The 23,315-nt window shown below is 64.4% G+C and carries 26 protein-coding genes; 12 read left to right on the top strand and 14 right to left on the bottom strand.

The window, feature by feature from the left end:
• Window positions 1-85 precede the first annotated feature (85 nt).
• Window positions 86-910 carry an AraC family transcriptional regulator gene (locus JG746_RS12220; protein ID WP_342216551.1) on the bottom strand — a complete coding sequence of 275 codons (825 nt, stop codon included), beginning with the start codon at window positions 908-910 and terminating at the stop codon, window positions 86-88.
• A 360-nt stretch (window positions 911-1,270) separates the two neighbouring features.
• Here JG746_RS12220 and JG746_RS12215 point away from each other — a divergent pair, with 360 nt between their 5' ends.
• Window positions 1,271-2,269, top strand: a complete 999-nt coding sequence (locus JG746_RS12215) for a hypothetical protein (protein ID WP_202358354.1) — start codon at window positions 1,271-1,273, stop codon at window positions 2,267-2,269.
• Window positions 2,270-2,319: 50 nt separating this feature from the next.
• Here the strand turns inward: JG746_RS12215 and JG746_RS12210 are convergent, their stop codons facing one another.
• Window positions 2,320-3,111, bottom strand: coding sequence for an alpha/beta fold hydrolase (locus tag JG746_RS12210; RefSeq protein WP_202358353.1), 792 nt, complete (start codon window positions 3,109-3,111; stop codon window positions 2,320-2,322).
• A gap of 100 nt (window positions 3,112-3,211) precedes the next feature.
• On the opposite strand from JG746_RS12210, the gene JG746_RS12205 reads away from it, so the two are divergent.
• Both JG746_RS12205 and JG746_RS37125 read left to right on the top strand, forming a co-directional pair.
• Complete coding sequence (locus JG746_RS12205; protein ID WP_202358352.1) at window positions 3,212-4,138, top strand: LysR family transcriptional regulator; 927 nt, start codon at window positions 3,212-3,214, stop codon at window positions 4,136-4,138.
• Between the two features lie 111 nt (window positions 4,139-4,249).
• Window positions 4,250-4,573: a hypothetical protein gene (locus JG746_RS37125; RefSeq protein ID WP_244730760.1), complete on the top strand. Its 324-nt coding sequence runs from the start codon at window positions 4,250-4,252 to the stop codon at window positions 4,571-4,573.
• Here JG746_RS37125 and JG746_RS12195 read toward each other — a convergent pair.
• The 4 genes from JG746_RS12195 to JG746_RS12180 all read right to left on the bottom strand — a co-directional run bounded on the left by JG746_RS12195 (window position 4,507) and on the right by JG746_RS12180 (window position 6,833).
• Complete coding sequence (locus JG746_RS12195) at window positions 4,507-5,214, bottom strand: GIN domain-containing protein (RefSeq protein WP_202358351.1); 708 nt, start codon at window positions 5,212-5,214, stop codon at window positions 4,507-4,509. The genes JG746_RS37125 and JG746_RS12195 overlap by 67 nt on opposite strands.
• A gap of 48 nt (window positions 5,215-5,262) precedes the next feature.
• A complete protein-coding gene (locus JG746_RS12190; protein ID WP_202358350.1) occupies window positions 5,263-5,829 on the bottom strand; it encodes a DUF1700 domain-containing protein in 567 nt (188 codons plus the stop codon).
• Entirely contained in the window at window positions 5,826-6,152 is a 327-nt protein-coding gene (locus JG746_RS12185) for a PadR family transcriptional regulator (protein WP_123166970.1), read from the bottom strand. The genes JG746_RS12190 and JG746_RS12185 overlap by 4 nt, the downstream gene beginning before the upstream one ends.
• Before the next feature lie 231 nt (window positions 6,153-6,383).
• Window positions 6,384-6,833 carry a GatB/YqeY domain-containing protein gene (locus JG746_RS12180; protein ID WP_202358349.1) on the bottom strand — a complete coding sequence of 150 codons (450 nt, stop codon included), beginning with the start codon at window positions 6,831-6,833 and terminating at the stop codon, window positions 6,384-6,386.
• A 327-nt stretch (window positions 6,834-7,160) separates the two neighbouring features.
• Here JG746_RS12180 and carA point away from each other — a divergent pair, with 327 nt between their 5' ends.
• The 3 genes from carA (at window position 7,161) to JG746_RS12165 (ending at window position 9,092) form a co-directional block, all read left to right on the top strand.
• Window positions 7,161-8,378: a glutamine-hydrolyzing carbamoyl-phosphate synthase small subunit gene (carA, locus tag JG746_RS12175; RefSeq protein WP_202358348.1), complete on the top strand. Its 1,218-nt coding sequence runs from the start codon at window positions 7,161-7,163 to the stop codon at window positions 8,376-8,378.
• A 67-nt stretch (window positions 8,379-8,445) separates the two neighbouring features.
• Window positions 8,446-8,697, top strand: a complete 252-nt coding sequence (locus tag JG746_RS12170; protein WP_202358347.1) for a type II toxin-antitoxin system RelE family toxin — start codon at window positions 8,446-8,448, stop codon at window positions 8,695-8,697.
• Window positions 8,698-8,708: 11 nt separating this feature from the next.
• Window positions 8,709-9,092, top strand: a complete 384-nt coding sequence (locus JG746_RS12165; protein WP_202358346.1) for a helix-turn-helix domain-containing protein — start codon at window positions 8,709-8,711, stop codon at window positions 9,090-9,092.
• A 7-nt stretch (window positions 9,093-9,099) separates the two neighbouring features.
• On the opposite strand, the gene JG746_RS12160 is transcribed toward JG746_RS12165, so the two are convergent.
• The 3 genes from JG746_RS12160 to ypfJ all read right to left on the bottom strand — a co-directional run bounded on the left by JG746_RS12160 (window position 9,100) and on the right by ypfJ (window position 12,359).
• Complete coding sequence (locus JG746_RS12160) at window positions 9,100-10,020, bottom strand: aldo/keto reductase (protein WP_202358345.1); 921 nt, start codon at window positions 10,018-10,020, stop codon at window positions 9,100-9,102.
• Entirely contained in the window at window positions 10,017-11,282 is a 1,266-nt protein-coding gene (locus JG746_RS12155; protein ID WP_202358344.1) for a TCR/Tet family MFS transporter, read from the bottom strand. The genes JG746_RS12160 and JG746_RS12155 overlap by 4 nt, the downstream gene beginning before the upstream one ends.
• 156 nt (window positions 11,283-11,438) lie before the next feature.
• Entirely contained in the window at window positions 11,439-12,359 is a 921-nt protein-coding gene (gene ypfJ, locus JG746_RS12150; protein WP_202358343.1) for a KPN_02809 family neutral zinc metallopeptidase, read from the bottom strand.
• A gap of 197 nt (window positions 12,360-12,556) precedes the next feature.
• On the opposite strand from ypfJ, the gene JG746_RS12145 reads away from it, so the two are divergent.
• Entirely contained in the window at window positions 12,557-14,641 is a 2,085-nt protein-coding gene (locus JG746_RS12145) for a hypothetical protein (protein ID WP_202358342.1), read from the top strand.
• A 132-nt stretch (window positions 14,642-14,773) separates the two neighbouring features.
• Here JG746_RS12145 and JG746_RS12140 read toward each other — a convergent pair whose 3' ends face one another.
• Both JG746_RS12140 and mntR read right to left on the bottom strand, forming a co-directional pair.
• Window positions 14,774-14,962, bottom strand: coding sequence for a hypothetical protein (locus tag JG746_RS12140; RefSeq protein ID WP_202358341.1), 189 nt, complete (start codon window positions 14,960-14,962; stop codon window positions 14,774-14,776).
• Window positions 14,963-15,055: 93 nt separating this feature from the next.
• On the bottom strand, window positions 15,056-15,508 hold the full coding sequence (mntR, locus tag JG746_RS12135) for a manganese-binding transcriptional regulator MntR (RefSeq protein ID WP_202358340.1): 453 nt from the start codon (window positions 15,506-15,508) through the stop codon (window positions 15,056-15,058).
• Window positions 15,509-15,739: 231 nt separating this feature from the next.
• Between mntR and JG746_RS12130 the strand changes: the two genes are divergently transcribed.
• The 3 genes from JG746_RS12130 to JG746_RS12120 all read left to right on the top strand — a co-directional run bounded on the left by JG746_RS12130 (window position 15,740) and on the right by JG746_RS12120 (window position 18,769).
• Window positions 15,740-17,104, top strand: a complete 1,365-nt coding sequence (locus tag JG746_RS12130) for an Nramp family divalent metal transporter (RefSeq protein WP_202358339.1) — start codon at window positions 15,740-15,742, stop codon at window positions 17,102-17,104.
• A gap of 54 nt (window positions 17,105-17,158) precedes the next feature.
• Window positions 17,159-18,001 carry a protein-L-isoaspartate O-methyltransferase family protein gene (locus JG746_RS12125; protein ID WP_202358338.1) on the top strand — a complete coding sequence of 281 codons (843 nt, stop codon included), beginning with the start codon at window positions 17,159-17,161 and terminating at the stop codon, window positions 17,999-18,001.
• Window positions 18,002-18,118: 117 nt separating this feature from the next.
• Window positions 18,119-18,769, top strand: coding sequence for a dihydrofolate reductase family protein (locus JG746_RS12120; protein WP_202358337.1), 651 nt, complete (start codon window positions 18,119-18,121; stop codon window positions 18,767-18,769).
• Between the two features lie 67 nt (window positions 18,770-18,836).
• Here JG746_RS12120 and JG746_RS12115 read toward each other — a convergent pair whose 3' ends face one another.
• Window positions 18,837-19,706, bottom strand: coding sequence for a LysR family transcriptional regulator (locus JG746_RS12115; RefSeq protein WP_244730758.1), 870 nt, complete (start codon window positions 19,704-19,706; stop codon window positions 18,837-18,839).
• A 95-nt stretch (window positions 19,707-19,801) separates the two neighbouring features.
• Here JG746_RS12115 and JG746_RS12110 point away from each other — a divergent pair, with 95 nt between their 5' ends.
• The gene (locus JG746_RS12110) at window positions 19,802-20,401 is read left to right on the top strand and encodes a LysE family translocator (RefSeq protein WP_202358335.1); all 600 of its coding nucleotides are present in this window, start codon (window positions 19,802-19,804) and stop codon (window positions 20,399-20,401) included.
• A 245-nt stretch (window positions 20,402-20,646) separates the two neighbouring features.
• Here JG746_RS12110 and JG746_RS12105 read toward each other — a convergent pair whose 3' ends face one another.
• On the bottom strand, window positions 20,647-21,441 hold the full coding sequence (locus tag JG746_RS12105; RefSeq protein ID WP_202358334.1) for an SDR family NAD(P)-dependent oxidoreductase: 795 nt from the start codon (window positions 21,439-21,441) through the stop codon (window positions 20,647-20,649).
• Window positions 21,442-21,647: 206 nt separating this feature from the next.
• Here JG746_RS12105 and JG746_RS12100 point away from each other — a divergent pair, with 206 nt between their 5' ends.
• On the top strand, window positions 21,648-22,103 hold the full coding sequence (locus JG746_RS12100; protein ID WP_202358333.1) for a MarR family winged helix-turn-helix transcriptional regulator: 456 nt from the start codon (window positions 21,648-21,650) through the stop codon (window positions 22,101-22,103).
• A 24-nt stretch (window positions 22,104-22,127) separates the two neighbouring features.
• On the opposite strand, the gene JG746_RS12095 is transcribed toward JG746_RS12100, so the two are convergent.
• The gene (locus tag JG746_RS12095; protein WP_202358332.1) at window positions 22,128-23,306 is read right to left on the bottom strand and encodes an MFS transporter; all 1,179 of its coding nucleotides are present in this window, start codon (window positions 23,304-23,306) and stop codon (window positions 22,128-22,130) included.
• Window positions 23,307-23,315 lie beyond the last annotated feature (9 nt).

The raw sequence follows: 23,315 nt of genomic DNA, 5'->3' as shown, positions 1-23,315 counted from the left end.
CCAAAAAAATCGCTTAGGCCGAGCGAGAGCAGGTCGGAGCTGTCAACGGAAGCGTTTGAAGAGGCCTCGCCGCGAGGGACGAGCCTCAGCCGGTTACGCCGCCACCATTGCCGCGGGCGAACCTTCCCGGTGAGCAGCCAAGCCGCTTCCTGAAGGCCGTGCTGAAGGCGCTGGCGGACTCGTAGCCGATCTCATCAGCTATTTTGTCCAAGGTTTTCGAGCCGCGGATGAGAGCATCCTTGGCCAGCGCCATGCGCCAGCGAGCCAGATACTCGATCGGGCCGCAACCCAGCACGGCCACAAAGCGAGCCGCGAACGCCGACCGCGAGAGCCCGGCAACCTTGGCGAGTTCCGCGACCGTCCAGCCCGCCCGGACATCCTCGTGCATCGAGCGCAGCACGCGCGCGAGCACCGGGTCCCGCATCCCGCTGAGCAGGCCAGCCGCGCCGTGGGCGATGCCATGCCATCGCAGCGCTTCCACGAGCAGAACCTCGAGCAATCTCTGCAAAACCATTTCCTTGCCCGGATCTTCGTTCTCGCACTCTTCCATGATGAGCTCGATAACCTTGCCAAGCCTGCCGGAACGCCCCTGCGATCCCGGCACGTGGATGACGCTCGGAAGGAGCGCGACCAGGAGCGGGGCGTTGACCGGCTCGATCCGGAACGTACCGCCGAGCGCGACAAAGTCGGGCTCTCCATCTGGGTCGCCGTGCCGGATGGCAATGTCCATCGGCGCCCTGAGCTCACAGTCGATGCCCGGATGGCTGCTGAGGGAGAATGGCGGTGTGGAAGGCAAGAGGAGGAAGTCGCCTTTCTCGAACTTGACTGGATCCTTGCCCTCGAACGCGATCCAGCACGTCCCCTCCACGATTATGGTGAAGCCGGGTGCATCATAGGCGGCGTAACGCACGCCCTATCGACCGCGTCCCCTGATGGGCTTGGAGATCGCCGTGCTGGGTTGCAAAAGGAAGATGACGTCGCTGAGGGGATCCATTTTCAGACGGTCGATAAATATTTTGCAGGAATCGATTATAGAGCGTCCTTGTTCCCTATCCAAGCTTGTTGCACGGACGCGGCGAGGGGATTCAGGAAGGCTGGCCCGACATACTTCTCCGCTGGACTGATCGCAAAACGCCCCCGCCGCGACACGTTAAACAACGCGACACGTTAAACAAGATGTGTCTCGCCGATCGGCGCACGGCCTTTTATGATCGGTTGCGGATATAACACCGCCAAAGATTCGCATGGCTTCGGCAGGAGAATTGAACCGGTGCGGTTGAGATTTGTCCCTCTGGGTATTGTCGTCACGTTCAGCCTTCTTGTCATCGCCATTGCGTTGACGGCGACGGTCCGGTCCTTCGCCGCCCCCTCGGCCATCCCGGCCTGGCTGCAGGCGCATGTCGGCGACAGTGACGGCCAGATCTCTCAGGTGGTGCTGGAGCGGGCGCGCGCGCTCTACCTGAAAAAAGTGGCGCAGGGCGCGGTCACGAACCCCTGTTACTTCGCCATGGATGCGACACGTCCCGGCGATCTCGGCAACGGCGTGCTCGGGCGCCGTTACTACGTCGTGTGCGAGGCCAGCCAGTCGTTTCGCGCCATCTCGTCGGGTCATGGCGGCGGAAGGAATCTCAAAGGCACGGTCGATTTTTCGAACGGCAGGCGGTGCTCCAAGAACTTCGGCAATGCCATGGATTCGGAACTGACCGCCGGCGGCGCCTATATGACCAGCGAGGCGAAAACCTCCTTCAAGGGCTTTTATCGCACCGGCGCAAAACAGGACGTGGCTTTCCAGCGCACCTTCATCCAGTTCGACGGCGAAGGCGAGGCCGCCAATGCCAGGCAGCGGGTGATCGGCGGCCATGCGGCGCAAGTGCTGCGCGGCATGTGCATGCGCAAGAGCCCCAACAGCTCCTATGCCGACCATGACGGCCTGGTGCCGTTCGGCAAGCTTGTGGACTATGCCGGCGGCCGCAGCAATGGCTGCACCAGTTGGTCACCGGCGGATGCCCAGCAGATCATCGCGATGGTCAAGGGCAACCCGACGACGCTCTACATCTATCCGGAATCGCGCGACATCGCCGCCGTCGCGCAAGCGGCGAAAGGTCATTCGCCGTCCGGTGAAGCGCCCTATTGGAACGCATCCTGCCTGAAGGAAATCGGCGCACCGAAATTCTGGCCGCGCAAAACCCTCGAGCCGATCATCGCCCAATACAAGCAGGACCACCCTGCACCGCCGCCGCAGCCCGTGCCGATGTGCAAGGGGCCGTGAGGTCTGCTCTACGTCGCGAGACAGCAGACCACACGGGAACAGACTCGCGGTCAGCGCAGGAAATCGAGCACCGCCTCCATGAACTCCGCCGGATACTCCACATTCGACAGGTGGACTGCCGGCAGCAGAACCAGCTTCGAGCCGGGCACGGCCGCCGCGATCAGTTCGCTGTGGCTGGCCGCCGTCACCGTGTCGTGCTCGCCGGCGATCACCAGCGTCGGCCGGTTGATCAGCGCGATAGTGCGCCGAAGGTCGGCATCGCGCACCGCCGCGAACAGACCGGCCAGACCTAACCGATCGATCGTCAACAGCATCGTGCGAAATTCAGCAATGACCGGTCCGTTGGCCGCCACCATGGTCGCGGGGAACCAATTGTTGAGGAACATTTCGGCGGTTTCCGACATATCCGGCGCCTGCCGCACATCAGCAATCCGCTCGTCGAAATAGCTTGCCGGCCCGAGATGGGATGAGGTGTTGCTCAGCACCAGCCGGTCGATCCGCTCGGGCGCGTGGATGCCGAGCCATTGCCCGACGAAGCCACCGAGCGACAACCCCAGGAAATGCACGCGGCCGAGGCCGAGCGCATCGAGCAACTCGATCACGTCACGGCCAAGCCGGTCGAGCGAATAGGCGCCGACTGGTGCGCTTGACCCGCCATGGCCGCGAAAATCGTAGCGCAGGACGCGGAAATGCCTGGACAGTTCGCCGACCTGCCCGTCCCACATACGCAGCGTGGTGCCGATGGAGTTCGACAGCACCAGCACCGGCTTTGCGGCATCGCCGTCGAAGCGGTAGGCGATGCGCGTGCCGTCGCCGACAGTCACGAAATTCAGCTCACTCATGATGAAATTCCTTCTGGAAGGTTGAATGAGGCGGAACGTAGCCGCGACGAGCCTTTGCTGATATTACAAAGATAGGACAAACTCTGTAATCAGAGCTGACATGGCCGAATTCACCTTGCATGACCTGCAGTGCTTCGATGCGGTGATCCGCACCGGCGGCTTTCAGCCTGCGGCCACCCTGCTGCATCGCTCGCACCCGGCCGTGTTCGCCGCGGTCGCCAAGCTCGAACGGCAGATCGACCTCGTTCTGCTGGATCGCAGCGGCTATCGCGTGCGTGCGACCGAGGCAGGACTGTCGTTCCACCGCCGGGCGCAGTCGCTGCTGCGCGAACTGGAGGGCCTGCGGGTGCACGCCGCCCAGCTCTCGATGGGCGAGGAAAGCGAAATCCATGTCGTGATCGGCGATCTCTGCCCGCGGCCGCAAGTGCTGGGCATGCTCGGACGGTTCTTCGCCCAATGCCCGGGCACGCGCCTGCATCTGCATTTCGAAGCCGTCGGCGGTCCGTGGGAGCGGCTTTTCGATGACGAGGCCGACCTGATCCTGCACTGGATCGACAAGGGCGACGCGCGGGTGGAATGGATCGATCTGTGCAAGGTGCCATTCATTCCCGTGGTGGCGCCTGGCTTTCTGCCCGAGCGTGTCAAAGAACCGATCACACCCGATCAGATGCAGGCACTCACCCAATGCGTCATGCGCGACAGCGCCCGCCATTCGCCACAACAAAACTATTCGCTGATCGAAGGCGCGCCGCAATGCCTCGTGCCCGACCAGGGCATGAAGAAGGAGATCATCCTGCAGGGCCTTGGCTGGGGCCACCTGCCCCGCTTCCTGATCGAGGACGAACTATATGAGGGACGCCTGCGCTCCATCGCCGGCAGCCACATGCCCGGCCGCACAGACGAACTGGTGGTGGCGCGCCGCCGCGACCGGCCGCACGGGCCAGTCGCCAACCGGTTATGGGATCATGTCCAGCAGGAAGCGCCGGCCTTGCGCCGTGCATTGGAGCCCCGGAAACCTGGCTCGTAGGTCACCGACCATCCCTGCAACCACCGCCCGATCGCCCGTCCTTCCAGCGCCTGGACCTGCTCGTGCTCGGCCAGCCAAGGTGCCATCCGCAGGGATGACGACGCCAATTTCATGGCGCTGGTGCTGCTCGGCATATACGACCAGGCGATGCTCTCGACGCTCTCGGTAGGCTCCTCCAGCGCCGACGAGATCAGGCACATCATCCGCATTGTCGTCGAAGGGATAGGTGAGCGCGCTCTGGACCGGACCGACAAGCCCTCTAACTCTTTGTTTTTGCCGCAATTCCAGACGGAAAACCGCTCACACTTTTCCTGGAATTGCTCTAAAGCCTGTCGCAATCCAGCCTTTGGACGATTGCAGGCCGCCGGCTACGGCACCTGCGTGATGCTGCCGCTGCCTCTGACCTGCGACCGCCGCATGGTCGGGTGCCCATAGAGATCGACGTCACCGCTGCCGGTAATCGAGACATCCGCATCCGACTGTGCGGTAATCTCCGCGTCGCCGCTGCCGCGGATCTCGACCTGCGCGGATTGGGCGATCAGGTCTTTGAGCCGCCCCGAACCCGAACCGGAGATTTCCAGATCGACCGTTTGGGTGGTTCCGGTGGCGACCACGCTGCCGCTGCCGCGAATGCTCAGCCGCAGCTCGGGCTGCTTGACCTGCGACAGGGCCAGCTCGCCACTGCCGACCAGTCTCCAGTCCGAAATCGACGGCCCCGACACGGTGACGTCGAACCGGGGCGAAAACCAGCCCGTCTCGCAATCCAGGCTGAGCTGGCTGCCCTCCATGCGCAGATGATCGATGAGCGTGGAATCGCCGCTGACGACAGCTTCGGCCTTGTCACCCGGCTGGTAGCGGACCGAGGCCGGCAAAGCGATGGTGAAGCTGCCATTGGCGCTGAACGGCAGCGTAACTTCCTTTCTGACGGACGTGATCGCGCCGCAGGTCGATTGGCCGGCGATCCACGAGCCTCCCGCGTTGACCCAATCCGGCCCTGCAAGTCCGATGCCCACGGCCAAAAACAGGGCAGCGCCAACCAACCCGGCTGTCGCGACGAATGCCAGTTTTCCAGTCATGATCCGTTTCCTTCAACGTGATGACAAATTGCAAGCGCTTGGCAGCGCTCAAACGGAGCTGCGGTCGGCTTGCGCGATGCGGGAATGCAGTCGGGCGTAGCGCCCGACAACCCGGACGCCCGCGCCCATGGCCAGCAACAACAAGGCGCCGCCGCCAAGGAAGCCGCTCACCAACCCTGCGCCGATGAAGAGACGACCCAGCGCGAGCGAGAAGGCTGTGCCCGGCTCGAACAGCAGCGTGCTGAGAATGATCTTGACGCCGAGCACGCCAATGGCGACGAGCGTGATGCCAAGCCCGAGCGCAAGCACGAGCGCGGTGATGAGCAACGGCAGCAGGAAGACGATGTCGACGAAGGCAAGGCCGGCCAGGGCGATCGTCGCCGCCAGCATGTTAGACACGCTCCAATGCGCTTCGAAACGGCGCAGGCCCGCCTCGGCACGCAACTCGCGGGCGATCCTGGTTGGATCACCCAGGGCCGCCGCGACCTCCGCTTCGCCGCGGCCCGAGGCATCGGCGAAATGGGCGGCATAGTCGCCAACGATATCCTCGATCTCCCGCGGCGGCAGGCCGGCAAGTCCCTGTCTCAGCGTGCGCAAGAAGGCGTCTCTGGTCATGGCAAATCCTCGAGAAGTTTGTCGACGGCCCCGGCGAAGGATCGCCAGTCGCGGCGGTGAGCTTCGAAAGCCTGCTGGCCGAGCGGCGTGAGCCGGTAATATTTGCGCGGCGGCCCGCTGCTCGACTCGACGAGGCGGGTGGCGACCAGCCCGTCATTCTGCATCCGGCGCATCAGGGGATAGATCGTGCCCTCCCCCATGTTCACCGCGGCGACCAGCGTGCTGGCGATTTCATAGCCATAGCTTTCACCCCGCGAAAGCACCGCCAGGACGCACAGATCAAGCGCGCCTTTTCGCAACTGGACGAGGATGGAGTCGGTCATGGCAGGCCTCGAATTCCAGACCTGTATATAGCACGCTACCTGTTTATGCAAGGTAGTGCGTGAACGCCCATTGGATCCTGCTACCCCTGCATAGGGCCGCGAGATCCAAAGTCACGATTTGGACAGTCCATGTCGCGCCACCAGCATGGCCGGACAGCGCAGATTTCGGCCTGCTGACCCTTACCGGGCCAGGTTACCGCCATTGATGAAAAGGGGCTGCGCCGGCGACGCCTACTGCAGCAGGCCCTTGACGATACCGCTTGCCTTGCCGAAATCCATCTGGCCCGCATATTTCTGTTTCAGCGCGGCGATCACCTTGCCCATGTCCTTCTGGCTGGCCGCGCCGGTCTCGGCAATCGCTTCGCGCGCTGCCGCCGCGATCGCCGCATCGTCGAGTTGCGTCGGCAGGAAGCCGCGGATGATCTCCATCTCGCCGCGCTCCTGCGCCGCCAGTTCCGGGCGCTTGCCGTCGTCGAACGCCTTGGCCGATTCCTCGCGCTGTTTCACCATCTTGGCCAGGATCTGCAGGATCTCCTCGTCGCTGGCAGGGTCCTTGCCCGAGCCGCGATTGGCGATATCGCGGTCGTGGATGGTGGCCTGGATCAGCCGCAATGTCGGCAGCCGGTGCTTGTCCTGCGCCTTCATCGCGCTTTTCAGGGATTCGGCGATTTTTGCGCGCATCGTGCTTGTCTCCTTCGAACGGCGCGGACCATAACCTTGCCGTGAGCACAAGGCAAATCTCGGATGAGCCGGCAAGCCACTGATATTGTTGGGCGAAATAAATCGATGCCGGTCCCTGGCTGTATCATTGACCGTTCTGGCACCTTCCCCTATGTACTCGGCCTTGCATAAGACAATGAGTTCATGCTGCCCAAGGTGCCTAGCGGCTTTGGGGCAACAGCATGAACAAGACAGAAAATTTGCGCGCAGGCTCGAGAAATCGCTGCCGCGCCGTTTGCTGCGCGGATGGTCAGCCATCGAAGCGCGCAGCCTGATAGGAGTGCCGCCATGGCCGAGATGACGCCCGCGCTGACCCCACCTTGGGCCACCGAAAAGCCGACCGCCCTGCTGGTGCTGGCCGACGGCACCGTCATCGAGGGTCGTGGCCTCGGCGCCACCGGCTCCGCCGTCGCAGAAGTCTGCTTCAACACCGCGCTCACCGGCTACCAGGAGATCCTCACCGACCCGTCTTATGCCGGCCAGATCGTCACCTTCACCTTTCCGCATATCGGCAATATCGGCACCAATGGCGAGGACATCGAGGACTTGAACCCGGCGGCCCGCGCCGGCGCTGTCGGCGCCGTGTTCAAGGCCGATGTCACCAACCCGTCCAACTACCGCGCCGCCGGCCATCTCGACGAGTGGCTGAAGAAGCGCGGCATCGTCGCGCTCTCGGGCATCGACACCCGTGCGCTGACCGCGCTGATCCGCGAAAAGGGCATGCCCAACGCCGTCATCGCGCATGCGCCCGACGGTGTCTTCGACCTCGACGATCTGAAGCAGCGCGCCGCCGCCTGGTCCGGCCTGATCGGGCTCGACCTCGCCAAGGAAGTCACCTCGGGCCAGTCCTCGGTCTGGCGCGAGACGCCCTGGGTGTGGAACGAAGGCTTTGGCGAACAGGCCGAGCCGTCGCTGCATGTCGTGGCCATCGACTACGGCGTCAAGCGCAACATCTTGCGCCTGCTTGCCGGCCTCGGCGCCAAGGTCACCGTGGTTCCGGCCAGCACCGGTTCGGAAGAGATCCTCGCCATGCAGCCCGATGGCATTTTCCTCTCCAACGGCCCCGGCGACCCGGAAGCCACCGGCGACTATGCCGTGCCGGTCATCCAGGATCTGCTGAAGACCGACATTCCGGTGTTCGGCATCTGCCTCGGCCACCAGATGCTGGCGCTGGCGCTCGGCGGCAGGACCGCCAAGATGCACCAGGGCCATCACGGCGCCAACCATCCGGTCAAGGACCACACGACAGGCAAGGTCGAGATCGTCTCGATGAACCACGGCTTTGCCGTCGACGCTGACTCGCTGCCCGAGGGCGTCGAGGAAACCCATGTCTCGCTGTTCGACGGCTCGAACTGCGGCATCGCGCTCACTGGCCGTCCGGTGTTCTCGGTCCAGCACCACCCAGAGGCCTCCCCGGGCCCGCAGGATTCGCACTATCTGTTCCGCCGCTTCGTCAACCTGATCCGCGAAAAACGCGGCGAGGAATTGCTGGCAGAACGGGCTTGAACAGCAAGATCGGCGATCTGCGATAATATCGTTTAACACCAAGCGATAAATATGCGATATTGTGATCGTGAAGACGATCATCCTTTCGGTATCGGCGGCTCGCGATCTTGACAACCTGCCCGCTGATATCCGCGAGCAGATCTCCGAAGGTTTGATCGCTTACGCAATCAGCGGCCGTGGGGATGTAAAGCGTCTTTCCGGCAGAAACGGTTACAGGCTGCGGATCGGCCGCTACCGCGCCATATTCGATGAAGATCGCACCACCATCCTTGCGATCTACATCGGCAAGCGTGAGACGACGACTTACAGTCGGCCATAGGACAGAGCATCATGAACGCCCCGCAAATCATCAAGACCTCAACCGGCGAAGAACTGGTCGTCATCCCGAAGGCTGATTACGAGGCATTGCTGCATGCCGCCGAAGAAGCCCTCGAAGACGCTGCGGATGTAGCGATCTACGACGAACGGAAGGCCGAGTTGAAAACGGAAAAGAAACTGCCCGCCGACGTGACCATGGATATTTTGCGGGGCTCCAGCCGGCTCAAGGCGCTGCGCAACTGGCGCAAGCTGACACAGGCCGAATTGGCAAGGGCGATTGGTGTCAGCCAGGGTTTCCTGTCGGACCTTGAATCCAATCGCCGCAAGCCATCTGCGCAAACCAGCGCGATGCTGGCGAAGGCGTTGGATGTCCCCAGCGAGTGGATCGAATCCTAACCCTGACCTAAGCCACCGGCCGCCCCTCGCTCGCCTCCAGGATCGCGAACCATTGCTGCCGGTCGAGGCTGATCTCCAGCGCCTTGACCATGGCGGCCAGCCGTTCCGGCTTCATCGACCCCAGCACCGGCACCAGCCGGGCCGGATGGCGCAGCAGCCAGGCAATGGCAACGGCCGCGAGATCGCCTGCGCCGATTTCGGCGGCCACCGCCGCGAGTGCAGCCCGCACCCGTGCTTCCCGGCTTTCCTTGCCGGTGAACAGCGAGCCGCCCCCGAGCGGTGACCAGATCATCGGCGCGTAGGCCAGGCGCTGCGCGTGGTCCAGACTGCCGTCAGTCAGCGCGGACGTCTTCAGCACTGACATCTCGATCTGGTTGGTGGCGAGCGCGAAGGGCAGCCGCGAGGCCAGGAGATCAAATTGCGACGGCGTGAAATTGGAAACGCCGACCGCCCTCACCTTGCCCGCCTTGACCAGTCCGGCCAGTGCCGCCGCCGTCTCGTCGGCATCCATCAACGGATCCGGCCGGTGCAGCAGCAACAGGTCGAGATAATCGGTGCCGAGATTGCCGAGCGAACGGTCGACCGACGCGCTTATGTGGGCGGCGCTGGTGTCATAGTGCTTCAGCCGGTTCTGCGGCCGGTTGGCCGAGGCTAGCATGATGTCGCATTTCGAGATCAGCTCGATCTCCTCGCGCTTGCCTCGCCAGCGCGACAGCCCGGCGCCGAAGGCCGCCTCCACCTCGTAATTCCCATAGATGTCGGCATGGTCGAAACTGGTCAGGCCGAGGTCCACGGCGGTGCCAATCAGCCGCGCGACCTGATCGGCATTGGGGCGGACGCCGCCGTCGAGCAGGCGCCAGGCGCCGAAGACCAGCCGCGACAGCGACACCCCGTCCCTGGTCAGCGCAATGCGGCTGTCATGACTCATGCCTGCGCCCCATCTTCCGCGACGCTCGTTGTGGCGTTTGTGGCCGTCGCCGGTCTCGCCACCTTGGTGACGAAGACGATGAGCGCCAGCAGCAGGAAACACGCACCGACCAGATAGGGCGCGCCGCCGAAGGTTACTGGCGCGTTTGGCCCGGTGAACCAGGAAAAGATCGCCGTGTAGAGCAGCGGCGTGATGATCGAGGTGATCGAGAAGATCGAGGTCATCGCGCCCTGCAATTCGCCTTGTGCGGAAGGCGGCACCTTGGCGGCGGCGAGGCTTCTCAGCGGCGGGTCGGCCAGCGCTTCCAGGCAGCCGACGACGATCACCGCATAGATCATCCATCCCTGCGAGGCGAAGGCATAGCCGAAGGCGCTGACCGCCGTGAAGGTCAGGCCGATGACCGCCGTCTTCCATTCGCCGAGCCTGGGGATCACGCGCGGCAGCACGGTAGCCATGACGATCGCGCCGCACAGGCCGAAGGCGCCCAGCGAAAAACCGATCTGCTGCTGGCTCCAGCCATAGCGGTAGTTGGAAACGAACGACCAGACCGCCGGATACATCATATGGCCGAGCGTCATCAGGAAGAAGACCAGCCCAATCCAGCCAATGCCCTGATACTGACGCATCTGCAGGAGCGTGCCGACCGGGTTGGCGCGTTTCCACTCGAAGCGGCGGCGATGCTTTTCATCGAGTGTTTCAGGCAGGAAGACCATCGCGATCAGAAAATTCACGAAGGCGAGCCCGGCGGCGAAATAGAACGGCACGCGCGGTCCGAACGTGCCGAGCAATCCGCCCAGCACCGGCCCGATGACGAAGCCGACGCCGAAGGCGATGCCGAGCAAGCCGAAATTCGTCGCCCGGTTCTCGTCGTTCGAGATGTCGGCGATGAAGGCCGATGTCGTCGAATAGCTGGCGCCGGAAATGCCGGCCAGAACGCGGCCGATGAACAGCATCGGATAGGACCATGCGACCGCGCAGATCAGATTGTCGATCGAGAAAGTCAGCACCGAGGCGAGCAGGATCGGCCGCCGCCCGAAGCGGTCGCTCAACCCGCCCATGATCGGCGCGAAGAAAAATTGCATGGCTGCATAGACGAAGAACAGCCAACCGCCTTCGATCGCCGCGGCGCTGATGCTGACACCGGACAATTCCTGCAAATAGGCCGGCAGCACTGGCATGATGATGCCGAAGCCTATGATATCGAGCAGCAGCGTGGTGAAAACCAGCGCAAGGCCCCGCCGGGCGGTTTTGGGGTCGATCATGATGGGTCAAGCTCCTCCGTCCGCGCTGAGGCGCAAGCGGACGCACCTTATAGGCGAGCCCGCAAAAAGGAACAATGCGAGAACAGGCAGGAATGCTTGATCCTGACACTCCCTGACGGCGTCTTCGCCATCAGGGCATTGCGCTAAGACGAGCGCTTAAAGCGGGCCGCTCAGCGTGTTGCAGTCCGAAAGCTTGCCGCTCTTGTAGCCGCGCGCCAGCCAGGTCTGCCGCTGCTGTGAAGTGCCGTGGTTGAAGCTTTCCGGCACGACATAGCCCTGCGTCTTCTTCTGCAGCGTGTCGTCGCCGATCTGCTTGGCGGCATTCAGCGCGCTTTCGATGTCGCCCTGTTCCAATATGCCCTTCTGCGCGGTGTAGTGTGCCCACACGCCGGCGAAACAGTCGGCCTGCAGTTCGATAAGCACCGACATCTGGTTGGCCTCGGCCTCGCCCATGCCTTGCCGCATCTGGTTGAACTTGGACATGATGCCGGTGAGGTTCTGCACGTGATGGCCGACCTCATGCGCAATGACATAGGCCCGCGCGAACTCGCCCGAGGCGCCGAACTGCTGGTCGAGCTGCTGGAAGAAGGTCATGTCGAGATAGACCTTGTGATCGCCCGGACAATAGAACGGTCCGGCCGCCGCCGAGGCAAAGCCGCAAGCCGAACGGACCTGGCCGGAAAACAGCACCAGCTTGGGATCCTCATAGGTCAGGCCTTGCGACTTGAAGATGCCGGTCCAGGTGTCTTCGGTCTCTGCCAGCACGGTCGCGACGAACTGCTTCATCTCGTCATTGGCGGGTGCCGTGCCACTGTCCTGGCCGCCGCCGCTGTCGGTGATCTGGCCGCCGCCGCCGGGCAGCAGGCCGCCATCGCCACCGCCCAGGATCGCCGAGGGATCGAAGCCGAAGTACCATCCGGCGATCACCACCAGGATGACGAGGAGGATGCTGCCGCCACCACCGGTCCGGCCGCCGATAGGGATCTGGAAGCCGCCACCGCCACCAATCCCGCCGCCGCCGCTGTCGCTGCGGTCGTCCTCGATATTGTCACTCTGACGACGGCCTCTCCAGAGCATGGCAACTCCTCGCGCTGCAAACTTTCCCGTTGCTCCGGCAAGCCGGCCCAATCCAACAAACAATTAGCCCAATGGTTGCGTCAAGTCACAGCATTTTTCGGCGGCCAAGGCGGTGCCGGCATGGCGGCTCCACCACTCTGGCCGCAGCCAGGGAACGCCTGTAGCATTGCCGCAAACAGAGGGGGGGGTAGCGGGACTTGAAGACAATCGGTGAATACCTCTCGCTGCTTGCGGCGCTGCTTTGCCTTGGCCTTGGGTCGGCAGGCGCGGTGACGCTCGATTCCAGCGTTGCCGTCACCGACCCGGCAACTTTGCAGGCGCTGGAGCGCGGCGGCCTGTCGATCAGCCGCCTGCTCGGCCCGGCACTCGGCCTCACCCGCGACGTCGACAATCACGGCCTGTTTTCCGTGCCGGCGCTGGCCACGGTGCGCGACACGGTCAAGCAGGAGATATCGGACGAGCCGAAGGCCAGCCCAGACCCCTACGTCGCCGCCATGGCCAGGTCGAACGACACCAGCCAGAAATTCAATCCCAAATATATCGACGACGACGGCTCGACGCTGGACCTTACCGGCGTCGTCAACCGCATGGATCGCGGCTATCTCGGCCACACCGAATGCGGTGAGATCAGGCTGATCTACCGCTTCCACTATTCGGTCGCCGAAAAGCCGGCCAAGGGCAAGCCAATCGGGGGGAAGACTGGGCAGCGCATCTCGTCACGCCTGCCGCTGACCATGAGCCTGGTGTTCAACGCCAAGCCCGTGCGGGCGCGGGCGCGTGCCTCAAAAGATCTGCCTGCTACCACCGACGTGTCCTGCGCCGACGTCGCCCAGCGCTGGCTTGCCGCCGGCCAGAAAGACCTGCCGCCCGAACGGTTGGCCGCCTGGCTGCGTTCCGACGAAGGGCCGCTCGCCGGCGCCATGCTCAATTCCTCGCAGATCATGCGGCTCGAACTCAACATGCAGGTGCTCAGGCTCTCGGCCTCGACGCGGCGCGATTTCGGTGGCCATGCCGAATACCTCCTGAAAATCTTCAAATGGAATCCGGCGACCTCGAGCTTCTATGAATCGAGGATGGAGAACCAGATTGACCGGGCAACGGTGCTGGCCGACGTCAAGTCCTTCGCCAAATGGCTGCTCACCGACCGCAACATCTACGATCTCGACCATGGCCGGCTGGTCATCGACGAGAAGTTCCTGGCCAAGAGCGCCGTCTCCGTAGCACCCGGCGGCCTGAGCCGCTCGCAGAACAACATCGCCTATGGGCTGATCGATGACGGCGATATCGACAAGGCGTTGAAGGATTACGTCGCCAGGGGCAATACGCTCGCCACCATCAAGTCGGTGGCCGGCTTCAATTTGCGGCTGAACGAGATGAGCTGCACCGGCTGCCATCAGACACACGGCATCGCCGGCTTCCACTACACCGGCGCCGACCCGGCCAGCGAACCGCGCCGCAACGCCGTCTTCGTGCCGGGCTCGGCGGTGTTCTTCGCCGACCTGCCGCGCCGCCGCGCCATCGTCGAGCAGTTCGCCGCCGGCGGCCATCCGGATTTCGCCAGAGGTTTCGCCGCCCGTCCGGACCAGAAATATGCCGAAGCGCTGAAGGGCACCGACCTCTACAATGGGTGGGGCTCGATCTGCTATCGCGGCGAGGACGCAAGCTTCAAGGACTGGACCTGCGGCTCTGGCCTGCGCTGCGCCGGCGTCCACGAAAGCGCCATCCATCCTGGCTTCGGCACCTGCGTCAGCGAGAAGGGCACCGCGGTCGGCGACCCCGTCGAGTTCGGCGAGATCAAGATGTCGACATGGGGCAACGACCAGTATTGCCGCCTGTCGCCTGCCACCGCCAAGGCTTGCGCCATCGACCCCGCGCGCGACAAGAAGCCGGTGGTCAAGATCGCCGGCTATGGCGCGGCGCGCCAGCGCTACGACAACCCCGAGCAGAAGACCGGCGGCTTTCCCGGCGGCATGCTGCGCAAGGCGACCTGCGACAAGCTTCCCGAGGAGGCGACATGCGGCCGCCTCGCCAAGACCGGCTTCAACGACTGCGTCGCATCCGGCAAGGACCACAAATTCTGCACCAGGGAATTCACCAAGACCGCCGGCCTGCGCGCCTGCGACAAGGCGCATCCCTGCCGCGAGGACTATATCTGCACCGCGGGATACGATGATTTACCCCAGGCCAAGCCTGGTGAGGGCACCTGCATCCCGCCCTATTTCATCTTCCAGTTCCGCGTCGACGGCCACCCCAAGAGCTGGGTCCAGGATGTCCGTGAGTGAGAGAGCGGTTTGCCGCAGGCAAATTGAAAGGTCCGGTAGACCTTTCAAAGGGCTCGAACACCCGGGACCCATAGCAGAGGCAACCGGCCGCTGAACAGACAGCTTCCGCCCGCCGGCGACGTCTGCGCGGCCTCAGCTTTTCTGCTTGGCGCCTGCACTCTTGCCATCGGAGCTTTTAGAACGCTCCTCGAAACGCGCGGCGCCCTTTTCCAGCGGGTGGCCGGTCTCGGCCTCGGTCTTGCGCTCGTCCTTCGCCGCCGCCTGCTTCAATCCCTTGGCGGCCTGCTTGCCTTTCGCGGTCGGTGCCTGTTCGACGCCCATTGCTTCCTCCTTTGGCGCGACATCGCGCCATGTCAGGAGCAACGTGCGTAAGGTGTTGGGGTTCCGGCGAGATCTCTCAGAACGGCTGAATGCTCAGCGCGGCGCCGTCATCGCCTTGCGGAACGCTTCCAGCGTCTCGGCGCTGACATGGTGCTCGATGCCCTCGGCATCGATGCGCGCCGTCTCGGCGCTGACGCCGAGCGAGCGCAGGAAGGCCTCCACCGTCTGGTGGCGGATGCGGCTTTCCTCCGCCACCTTGCGGCCGGCCTCGGTCAGGAACACGCCGCGATAGGGCTTTCTCGACACCAGCCCGTCGGCGCAGAGCCTGGTCAGCATCTTGGCCACAGTCGGCTGCGCGACGCCGAGCCGTGCGGCGATGTCGACTTGGCGCGCCTCGTTGCCGTCCTCGATCAAATCGGCGATCAGCTCGACATAGTCCTCGATCAGCGCGCTGCGGCGCGCTTCGCGCGTCTGCCGGAAGCCTTCCGAATGGACATCGGCGTCGGGCAATGGCTCCCGCGGGACAGGTCTGTTCTTCAGCGCCAATGCGCGCTCCTCCTCGGGAGTTTGGCCGTCGGCACTTTATAGCACGGGCTCTGATTCTTCAGGCCGTTTATTTGCATTCCCCCACAGGCGCAACCGGCGTTTCGGATCGCCGCTACGCAAATCTGGCCGAGCGCCGACAAAAAGCACAAACAATGAAATATAGCCCATTGCATAATGTTGAGCCATGGCATAGGTTGCGGATATCCTCCCGGAAGTCTCGGAAAGCCTTTCATGTCAGACGCAGAAGCCACAGCCACTCGATCCTCATGGCGGTTCGCCGGACGGGACGAGGACGACCAGCCGAGCCTGCGCGAGGTCAATTCCACCATCGCCGTGCCGAGCTCGGGCGTCTGGTTCCGTCGGCTGTTCGCCTTCATGGGTCCGGGCTACATGGTTTCGGTCGGCTATATGGACCCCGGCAACTGGGCCACCGACCTCGCCGGTGGCGCCCAGTTCGGCTACACGCTTTTGTTCATCATCATGCTCTCCAACCTGATGGCGATCCTTTTGCAGGCGCTGGCCGCCCGGCTTGGCATCGCCACGGGCCGCGACCTCGCGCAGGCCTGCCGCGCCTACTATCCCCGCCCCGTCAATTTCGTGCTGTGGGTCGCCTGCGAACTCGCCATCATCGCCTGTGACCTCGCCGAAGTCATCGGCACGGCGATCGCGTTGCAGCTTCTGTTCGGCATTCCGCTGATCGGCGGCGCCATGCTCACCGCACTCGACGCCTTCCTCGTGCTGCTGTTGATGAACAAGGGCTTCCGCTATCTCGAAGCCTTCGTCATTGCGCTTTTGATCATCATCTTCGGCTGCTTTGCCATCCAGATCTTCGTCGCCGCCCCGCCGGCCGGCACGATCCTGCACGCCATGTTCGTGCCGTCGTCCGAGATCGTCACCAACCCGGCAATGCTCTACATCGCCATCGGCATCATCGGCGCCACGGTCATGCCGCACAATCTCTACCTACATTCCTCGATCGTGCAGACCCGCGCCTATGAGCGCACCGAAAAGGGCAAGCGCGACGCGATCAAATGGGCAACGACGGACTCCACCATCGCCCTGATGCTGGCGCTGTTCGTCAACGCCGCCATCCTGATCGTCTCGGCGGTCGCCTTCCACAACACCGGCCATCAGGATGTCGCAGAAATCGGCCAGGCCTTCGAACTCCTGTCGCCGCTGCTGGGCCTAAGCATTGCCTCGATCCTGTTCGCCGTGGCGCTGCTGGCGTCGGGCCTCAACTCGACAGTGACGGCGACGCTTGCCGGCCAGATCGTCATGGAAGGCTTCCTGCGGCTGCGCATCCCCAACTGGGCACGGCGGCTTTTGACGCGCGGCCTCGCCATCATCCCGGTGGTGGTCGTCACCGCGCTCTATGGCGAGAAGGGCACCGGCCAGCTGCTGGTGTTCAGCCAGGTCATCCTGTCGATGCAGCTGCCCTTCGCGGTGGTGCCGCTGGTGCAGTTCGTGTCCGACAAGAAGAAGATGGGCAACCTCGCCATTCCGCGCGGTGTCGCGGCCCTTGCCTGGGTGGTCGCGGCGATCATCCTCGTGCTCAACTTCAAGCTGCTCTACGATACGCTGTTCGGGGTTGGCTGAGTCCGCCGCGAAGCCGGAGACAAACCTCAAAATCGCGCTATCTTTCCCGGCGTCATGAGCAACATTGAAGACATCAGGAAATTTTACGCCCGGCTGATGGCGGCCAATGCCGCCTCATCGGATTCACGCCTGGAGGAGGTGTTCGCCGAGGTTCCGCGCGAAGCCTTTCTCGGCCCCGGACCGTGGACCATCGTCGCCGGCAGCGGCAAGGTCACCACGCCGAGCGCCGACCCGGCGCATATCTACCAGAACGTGCTGGTGGCGCTCGATGCCGACAAGGGCATCAACAATGGCGAGCCGTTCCTGCACGCCATGTGGATCGGAAGGCTGGCGCCGAAACCCGGCGAGGCCGTCACGCATGTCGGCGCCGGCACCGGCTATTACTCGGCCGTGCTGGCCAGGCTGGTTTCACCCGGCGGCAGCGTGATTGCCTTCGAGCTCGACGCCAGGCTGGCCGAGTTGGCGCGCAAAAATCTCGAAGGCTACCGCAATGCGACCGTCATCCATGGCGACGCGGTGACCACGCCTTTGCCGCCATCCGACATCATCTATGTCAACGCCGGCGTCGTCGCGCCGCCGGCCGGATGGCTGAAGGCGCTGCGCCCCGGCGGCCGCATGATCTTCCCCTGGCGCCCGTCCGAACGCGTGCCGCTGGCGGTAATGGTGATCCGCACCGAGAAGGGCTTTGCCTGCGATCCCTTCATGCGCTCCTGGTTCATCCCTTGCATCGGTGCCTCGATTGCGGATCTTGCGGCAAAAATCCCGACACGCGAGCAAGCCGCGCGCAGCCGCTCGATCTGGCTGACGAACGACAAGGCGCCGGACCGCACGGCCACGGCCATCTTCGGCGAAGTCTGGTTCTCGACGAAGGACGTCCGCGCCAAACCCGGCCACTGACGCGTCGATGCGCGGATTTGGCCAGAATTTCTCAGACCCTGTCGGAATGGGTGCGAGCCAGCCGTCCTTGGGCCATGATCCGGCCGCGACGGCGTGGATGGAACAAGGGAGAGTAGAATGAGAAAGATCATCGCCGCCACCTTCGTCAGCCTCGACGGCGTCATGCAGGCCCCCGGCGGACCCGACGAGGATCCGGTCGGCGGCTTCAAGTTCGGCGGCTGGACCTTCCATTACTTTGACGAGGTGGGCGGCGCGGCGATGGAGGAACTCTTCGCCAAGCCCTTCGCCCTGCTGCTCGGCCGCAGAACCTACGATATCTTCACCGCGTACTGGCCGTATCAGAAAGATCCGATCGCCGATGCCTTCAACCCCGCGACCAAATATGTGGCGACGCATCGGCCTGACACACTCACCTGGCAGAACACGCAGTGGCTCGGGGAAGATATCGTCGCGGCGCTGCGCCGGCTCCGCCAGGAGGATGGACCCGACCTGCTCATCCAGGGATCGGGAGACCTGATCCAGACATTGCTCGCAAACGGGCTGATCGACGAGATCCGGCTGATGATCTTCCCGCTGTTGCTGGGCAAGGGCAAGCGCCTGTTCGGCGAAGACGCGATGCCGGCCGCCTTCAAGCTTGTGAAGTCGCAGACGTCCAGCACCGGCGTCATCATCGCGAGCTACGAACGATCAGGCGAAATCGAGGTCGGCTCGTTCGTCACGGGCGAGCCGTCCGACGCCGAACTCGAGCGGCGCAGGAACTGGAAGTAAGATCATCGATACGTGGCGCCAAGCTGGAGCACCCCTTATCCGAGGGGTGCTCAGCGGAGCGAGGCGTTCAAGCCGCCACCGGCCGTCGCGCCAGTCTGTCTCGTATATGCCGCGCGAACTCCTGCGCCGCCGGCCCGACGCCATGCCGCGGCAGGTGCAGATTGATGGCGAAATTCGGCAGCGGCGGCAGGCCGACATCGAACGGCAGGATGTCGAGATCAGCCGGGACGGTGGACGCCAGCCAGGTGGTGACGGCGAGGTCGGAGCGCACCGTCGCCGTCGTCGCATCGATGTTGCCGTTCTCGAACACGGTGCGCCATTCCAGCCCATGCTCGTTGAGCGCCGAGAGCACCACCGGCCGGAAGGCGCAGGTGTCGGCGACGATCGACACCGGCAGCGGCCGCTTGGCGCGGGCAGTGCCGCCTCTGGCGCCGACCCAGACCAGCCGGTCGATGGCCAGGCATTCGCCCGATGTGGGGCCGACGCGTTCCTCGATCACCGCAAGGTCGATGGTGCCGGCCGCCAGCGCTGCCGCCAGTTCCGGCGACGAAGCGCAGACCAGCGAGATTTCGACCTGCGGATAGGTCTCGGCATAAGCCTTCAGCACCGGCGCCAGCAGCGTGCCGACGAGATCATAGGGCACGCCGAGCCGCACCTGGCCAGCAACCGCGCTGCCCGCCATCTCGGCCCAGATCTCGTCATTGAGGCTGAGCAGGCGTTTGGCCTTGTCGAACAGCCGCTCGCCGGACCGCGTCAGGCGCAGGCCGCGCCGGTCACGCTCGAACAGGCTGCAGCCGAGCACCTCCTCCAGCCTTTTGACCTGCTGGCTGACGGCACCTTGCGTCAGATGCAGCGCATTGGCCGCTGCCGTCATGCTGGCCTTGTCGGCGACGGTGACGAAGGTGCGCATCAGCGCCGTATCGAGGTTGCGGATCATCTCTGCATTATAAATGCTAATGCCTGATATCGCAAACATTGCATTTACTGATACAAGCACAGGCCTACCATGGAGCTTCCGACAAAGGACGTCCCATGCTTCAGCCAATCCTGCCGCTCATCCTGTTTGCCTTCGTGGCCACCGCCACGCCGGGCATCGCCACGACCTTGTCGACCGCCTCGGGCGCGCAGTTCGGCTTTCGCCGGTCGGTGCCGCTGATGATCGGCAGCGCCGCCGGCCTTGCTACGGTGACGGGGGCCGCGGCCGCCGGGCTCGCCGGCCTGCTGCTTGCGGTGCCGTCGCTGCAGCTGGCGATGAAGGTGGTCGGCTCGCTCTATCTCCTGTGGCTGGCGCTCAAGATCGGCCGCGCCGGCCCGCCCAATCTCGACGTGACCATGGCCAGGCCGAACAGTTTTCTTGGCGGCGCCGGTATCCAATGGATGAACCCCAAGGGTTGGGCGATGGGGCTGGGCGCGGCGGCCTCTTTTGCCGCACTGGCCGACGGGCCGGGACAGCTCGCCTTGCTGCTCGGCTCGACCTTCGGCCTCACCGCCGCCATCTCCCTATCTGTGTGGTGCCTGGCCGGCATGGTGCTGGCCCGGCTGCTCAAGACCGAATGGCAATGGCGCGCGCTCAACATCGTGCTGGCGCTGGTGCTGGCCGCGTCGATCATTCCGATGTGGCGATCGGCTTAGAGGCTCGTACCCGGTTCCTCGCCCCCGCCAGAGAGGCGAGAGGAACCCAAGCCCTGCAAGGTCAGCGCCAGTACCCCCACCCGGACCTGCGGTCCTACCTCCCCACAAGGGGGAGGTAGGGAGCGCGGCTTCTTGCGGCGTTTCCATAAGAGCACTGTCGAATGAGCGGACAAGGCGCTTCCTCACCCTCCCCCTTGTGGCAGGGGTGGGGGTGCTGGTTCGCAAGGCGAACCAGCCCTTGGCCCTCAAGCCGCGTAACGCGCTGCCGGCTTGTTGGCGTGCAGGCTGCCGTAGAAGGCCTGGCGGGCGCCGAGGAACGTGTCCAGCTTGCCGGCATCGGCAAGCGCGGGCACGGTGACGGCTTCGCCCCTGGCAAGGCCGACAAGCGCGGCATCGACCATATCGTCGGCGGTCATGACGATCTCCTTCGGGAGCTGGTCAATATCGCTGCCGGCCAATTCCCAGAAATCGGTCCGGGTCGCGCCTGGCAGCACCACCTGCACCTTCACATTGGTGCCCGCGACCTCGCGCTGCAGGGCCTCGGTGAAGTTGACGACATAGGCCTTGGTGCCGCTGTAGATGCCGCCGAACGAGGTTTCGTAGGCAAGCACCGAGGCGATGTTGACGATGGCGCCGCGGTTGCGCGCCAGAAGACCCGGCAGCACGGCGCGGGTCAGGCGGGTCAAGGCGATGACATTGACCTTGATCATGCGTTCGGCCGCGTCGGCGTCGGCCGTTGCCACCACCTGCTGGCCGCCGAGGCCGGCATTGTTGACCAGAAGCGTCACGCTCTCGTCGGCCGATATCAGCCGCTCGACGCGGCGCACATCGTCGTCATCGGACAGATCAGCTGTGATGAAGCTGACCTTGCGATCGTAGGCATAGCGCAGCTTCTCGGCCAGTTCCTCGAGCCGGTTGGCGCGGCGCGCCACCAGAACGAGGTCATAGCCCTGCCCCGCCAGTCGGTCCGCATAGACCGCGCCGATGCCCGACGACGCACCGGTGACGACCGCGGTGCCCTTGTTTTCCTGTCCAGTCATTGTCCTGTTCCTTCTGTCTCTGTTTCGACCTGGCCGCCGACGCCGCGGGCATCCGCCTCGGCTCGCCGGCACGCCACCTGATTGATTTAGTGGCATATACCACTTTCAACGAAGTAGGCATATGCCACTATCTTGTCAATGAGCGCATCCAGGATTATTTGTCAGGCAGCAGCCGGACATCGTGTCCGCTCCGCCAAGGATCCATCATGTCGAAAGACACCCTGCCCGGCCTGACAGCCTGCAACTACGCCATGCTGCGTCGCGCGACGCGCAAGCTCGGCCAGTTCTATGACGATGTGCAGGCGCCGTCCGGCCTCAAGGCCACGCAGCAAGGCCTGCTCTACCAGATCCACATCGGCGACGAACCCGCCATGGGCGCCATCGCCGCTGCCCTGGTCATGGACCTGTCGGCGCTTGGCCACACGCTGAAGCCGCTGATCCGCGACGGTTATGTCGAAACCTTCGCCGACCCGGACGACCGCCGCATCAAGCGGGTGCGGCTGACCGCGCAGGGCCTGGTCAAACTCGATGAGGCGATGAAGCTGTGGCAGGTCGCCCAGCAGCGCTTCGAGGATGTGGTGGGTAAGGAAAAGGCGGAACGCCTGCGCGCGGTGCTGGATGACATCGCCGGGCTGGATTTCGATCTGCCGCCGGCCACCTGAGGCGACCGACGGCTTTGGAAGAGACTATTCAGCCGGCATCGCCACTGGCCGTGCCGCCCAGCGGCCGGCCAGCACGATGCCCAGCCCGACGATCGGGAAGGCCGCGGCGACCAGGCCGAGATCGGCCGGCGCGCCGTAGCGCAGCACGCCACCGCCGACCACCGCGCCCAGCGCCACGCCGAGATACAGCGCCGAACCGTTGAGCGACAGCACGATCGGGGCGGCATCGGGCGCCAGCTTGATGATGCGGCTGGCCTGCGCCGGCGGGAACGCCCAGCCGACGATGCCCCACGGCACCATCATCGCCATCAGCGCCGGACCGGCAATGTGCTGCGGCAGGAAGGCCGGCACGACCGACAGCATCACCAGCATGGCGGCGCTCAGCGTCAACGACCAGCCGACGGTGCGGGTGGCGCCGAACCGGTCGGCCGCCTGGCCGCCGGCAATGTTGCCGATGACCGCGCCGACGCCGAAGGCGAGCAGCATGCCAGGCAGCGCGACCTGGCTGAGCCCTGCGCCCTCGATGGCGAGCGGCGCGACATAGGCAAAGACCGTGAAGGCGCCGGTCAGCGCCAGCAATGTCGTCACCAGGATCGGCATCACGCCGGGACGCATGGCCGCCGCCAGCCGGCGCTTCAGCGGCAGCCTGGTGCCGACGATGCCGCGCGGCAGCCGGTACCACAGGATGGCGCCGGCGAGCGCGCCGAGCCCGGCAATGGCATAGAAGGTGCCGCGCCAGCCGGCGATCGTCGCGACCAGCGCGCCGAGCGGCGCACCGACGGCGACGGCAACCGTGGTGCCGCCGACGACGACGGCGATGGCGCGCGCCCGGTGATGGTCATCGACCAGCGCCACCGCCGTTCCCTGCGCGGTCGCGGCAAACAGGCCCGACGACAGCGCCATGATGATGCGCGCGATCAAAAGCACTTCGAAGGAGGAGCTCAAGGCGGCGGCGATGTTGCCGATGACGAAGAACACCAGCGTCCACAGGATGACGCGGCGCCGGTCCCATTCGCCGGTCAGCGTCGCCAGGATCGGCGTGCCGATCGCATAGGCGAGCGCGAAGGCGGTGATCAGCGTGCCGGCGAGTGGAATGGAGATGCCGGCATCCCTGGCGATGTCGGGCAGAAGGCTGGAGATGACGAAGCCTTCGGTCGAGATCGTGAACGATCCGAGCGCAAGCCAGAAGAGCCGCTTGTCCATGGCAGATGT

The organism is Mesorhizobium sp. 113-3-3, assembly GCF_016756495.1.
Classification (GTDB): Bacteria; Pseudomonadota; Alphaproteobacteria; order Rhizobiales; family Rhizobiaceae; genus Mesorhizobium.
The sequence above is the reverse complement of the archived record's forward strand: the minus strand, read 5'-3'. Positions and strand labels throughout refer to the sequence as shown.

Bases quoted from the DNA above. Each gene is read 5' to 3' on its own strand.
- JG746_RS12210 (WP_202358353.1), bottom strand. From the start codon at position 3,111: ATGAGTGAGCTGAATTTCGTGACTGTCGGCGACGGCACGCGCATCGCC.
- JG746_RS12205 (WP_202358352.1), top strand. From the start codon at position 3,212: ATGGCCGAATTCACCTTGCATGACCTGCAGTGCTTCGATGCGGTGATC.
- JG746_RS37125 (WP_244730760.1), top strand. From the start codon at position 4,250: ATGGCGCTGGTGCTGCTCGGCATATACGACCAGGCGATGCTCTCGACG.
- JG746_RS12195 (WP_202358351.1), bottom strand. From the start codon at position 5,214: ATGACTGGAAAACTGGCATTCGTCGCGACAGCCGGGTTGGTTGGCGCT.
- JG746_RS12190 (WP_202358350.1), bottom strand. From the start codon at position 5,829: ATGACCAGAGACGCCTTCTTGCGCACGCTGAGACAGGGACTTGCCGGC.
- JG746_RS12185 (WP_123166970.1), bottom strand. From the start codon at position 6,152: ATGACCGACTCCATCCTCGTCCAGTTGCGAAAAGGCGCGCTTGATCTG.
- JG746_RS12180 (WP_202358349.1), bottom strand. From the start codon at position 6,833: ATGCGCGCAAAAATCGCCGAATCCCTGAAAAGCGCGATGAAGGCGCAG.
- carA (WP_202358348.1), top strand. From the start codon at position 7,161: ATGGCCGAGATGACGCCCGCGCTGACCCCACCTTGGGCCACCGAAAAG.
- JG746_RS12165 (WP_202358346.1), top strand. From the start codon at position 8,709: ATGAACGCCCCGCAAATCATCAAGACCTCAACCGGCGAAGAACTGGTC.
- JG746_RS12160 (WP_202358345.1), bottom strand. From the start codon at position 10,020: ATGAGTCATGACAGCCGCATTGCGCTGACCAGGGACGGGGTGTCGCTG.
- JG746_RS12155 (WP_202358344.1), bottom strand. From the start codon at position 11,282: ATGATCGACCCCAAAACCGCCCGGCGGGGCCTTGCGCTGGTTTTCACC.
- ypfJ (WP_202358343.1), bottom strand. From the start codon at position 12,359: ATGCTCTGGAGAGGCCGTCGTCAGAGTGACAATATCGAGGACGACCGC.
- JG746_RS12140 (WP_202358341.1), bottom strand. From the start codon at position 14,962: ATGGGCGTCGAACAGGCACCGACCGCGAAAGGCAAGCAGGCCGCCAAG.
- JG746_RS12130 (WP_202358339.1), top strand. From the start codon at position 15,740: ATGTCAGACGCAGAAGCCACAGCCACTCGATCCTCATGGCGGTTCGCC.
- JG746_RS12125 (WP_202358338.1), top strand. From the start codon at position 17,159: ATGAGCAACATTGAAGACATCAGGAAATTTTACGCCCGGCTGATGGCG.
- JG746_RS12120 (WP_202358337.1), top strand. From the start codon at position 18,119: ATGAGAAAGATCATCGCCGCCACCTTCGTCAGCCTCGACGGCGTCATG.
- JG746_RS12115 (WP_244730758.1), bottom strand. From the start codon at position 19,706: ATGATCCGCAACCTCGATACGGCGCTGATGCGCACCTTCGTCACCGTC.
- JG746_RS12110 (WP_202358335.1), top strand. From the start codon at position 19,802: ATGCTTCAGCCAATCCTGCCGCTCATCCTGTTTGCCTTCGTGGCCACC.
- JG746_RS12105 (WP_202358334.1), bottom strand. From the start codon at position 21,441: ATGACTGGACAGGAAAACAAGGGCACCGCGGTCGTCACCGGTGCGTCG.
- JG746_RS12100 (WP_202358333.1), top strand. From the start codon at position 21,648: ATGTCGAAAGACACCCTGCCCGGCCTGACAGCCTGCAACTACGCCATG.
- JG746_RS12095 (WP_202358332.1), bottom strand. From the start codon at position 23,306: ATGGACAAGCGGCTCTTCTGGCTTGCGCTCGGATCGTTCACGATCTCG.